The 1,583-nt window shown below is 71.3% G+C and carries 2 protein-coding genes and 1 pseudogene; 1 reads left to right on the top strand and 2 read right to left on the bottom strand.

What is annotated here, in order from left to right:
- Positions 1–144 (top strand): annotated as a pseudogene (locus AB0O36_RS36985) (ATP-binding protein); the annotation flags it as partial.
- Between the two features lie 236 nt (positions 145–380).
- Here the strand turns inward: AB0O36_RS36985 and AB0O36_RS36980 are convergent.
- Positions 381–575 carry an acyl-CoA carboxylase subunit epsilon gene (locus AB0O36_RS36980; RefSeq protein WP_365118390.1) on the bottom strand — a complete coding sequence of 65 codons (195 nt, stop codon included), beginning with the start codon at positions 573–575 and terminating at the stop codon, positions 381–383.
- A 22-nt stretch (positions 576–597) separates the two neighbouring features.
- The coding region (locus tag AB0O36_RS36975) for a carboxyl transferase domain-containing protein (RefSeq protein ID WP_365118388.1) at positions 598–1,583 on the bottom strand (986 nt) is incomplete at its 5' end.

Here is a 1,583-nt window from a genome sequence, read left to right as displayed (position 1 = left end):
CCCTACACCCCCGAAGAAGTACGCGAAGCACTCCAGATCGGCCCCGACGCACCCATCATCACCACCGACGCCCGCCACCGCGCAGACGCCAAATCGGCTCTGATCACGCTGGTCGAGCACGCGCTCATGGCGCGCCTGCGGTAGCGGCGCGCACCCTGTAACGCCGGGAAGGCCCCGGTGTCCCCTGTGGACACCGGGGCCTTCCCTTTTCCCCGCCCGCCTGCCGTTCGCCCGTGAGGCGGGCGCCCAGGAGCCCTGCCGCCGGACCGGACAGCGGACCGGGCACCGGACGGGGCCGCGGGACGTGCTCCGGACATGCGTCAGGCCCCGCACCCTGAACGGGTGCGGGGCCTGAGGAGCCTCTGCGGGGCAGCTGCGGGTCAGCCCTGCCAGCTGTGCGGCGCCCGGAAGCCCGGGGTGCGCTCCAGCCGGCGCCAGGCGGCGGTGGAGCGGCGGGGGGCCGGGACGTCGGAGGGGGTGGCGGCGGCGCGGGCGAGCAGGATCGCGGTGATCGCGGCCAGCTCCTCCGGCTCGGCGTGGCCCTTCTCTACGCGCAGCATGGTGTCGGTGCTCATCGTCGGCTTCGTCTCCTTCGCGTTACTGCGGCGGGTTGCCGTGCTTGCGGGACGGCAGGTCGGCGTGCTTGTTGCGGAGCATCGCGAGGGCGCTGATCAGGGTCTCGCGGGTCTCGGCGGGGTCGATGACGTCGTCGACGAGGCCGCGCTCGGCCGCGTAGTACGGGTGCATCAGTTCGGCCTTGTACTCCTTGACCATGCGGGCGCGCATGGCCTCGGGGTCCTCGGCGTCGGCGATCTGCTTGCGGAAGATCACGTTGGCGGCGCCCTCCGCGCCCATGACCGCGATCTCGTTGGTGGGCCAGGCGTAGGTGAGGTCGGCCCCGATGGACTGGGAGTCCATGACGATGTACGCGCCGCCGTACGCCTTGCGGAGGATGAGGCTGATCCGCGGGACGGTGGCGTTGCAGTACGCGTAGAGCAGCTTGGCGCCGTGCCGGATGATCCCGCCGTGCTCCTGGGAGACGCCGGGCAGGAAGCCCGGGACGTCCAGGAAGGTCAGGATCGGGATGTTGAAGGCGTCGCACATCTGGACGAAGCGCGCACCCTTCTCGGACGCCTCGATGTCGAGGACGCCGGCGAGGTGGCCGGGCTGGTTGGCGACGATGCCGACGACCTGGCCGTCCATCCGCGCGAGGGCGCAGATGAGGTTGCGGGCCCAGCGCTCGTGGATCTCCAGGACCTCGCCGTCGTCGACGAGCTCCTCGATGACCTTGAGCATGTCGTACGGCCGGTTGCCGTCGGCGGGGACCAGGTCCAGCAGGACGTCCGAGCGGCGGTCGGCGGGGTCGTCCGTCTGGTGGGTCGGCGGGTTCTCGCGGTTGTTCGAGGGCAGCATCGAGATGAGGTACCGGACCTCGGCGATGCAGGTCTCCTCGTCGTCGTAGGCGAAGTGCGCGACGCCGGAGGTCTCGGCGTGCACGTCGGCGCCGCCGAGGCCGTTCTGGGTGATCTCCTCGCCGGTCACCGCGCGGACCACGTCCGGGCCGGTGATGAACATCTGCGAGG

It is taken from the genome of Streptomyces sp. NPDC089799, from assembly GCF_040684755.1.
In the GTDB taxonomy this organism is placed as follows: Bacteria; Actinomycetota; Actinomycetes; order Streptomycetales; family Streptomycetaceae; genus Streptomyces.
The sequence above is the reverse complement of the archived record's forward strand: the minus strand, read 5'-3'. Positions and strand labels throughout refer to the sequence as shown.

Bases quoted from the DNA above. Each gene is read 5' to 3' on its own strand.
- AB0O36_RS36980 (WP_365118390.1), bottom strand. From the start codon at position 575: ATGAGCACCGACACCATGCTGCGCGTAGAGAAGGGCCACGCCGAGCCG.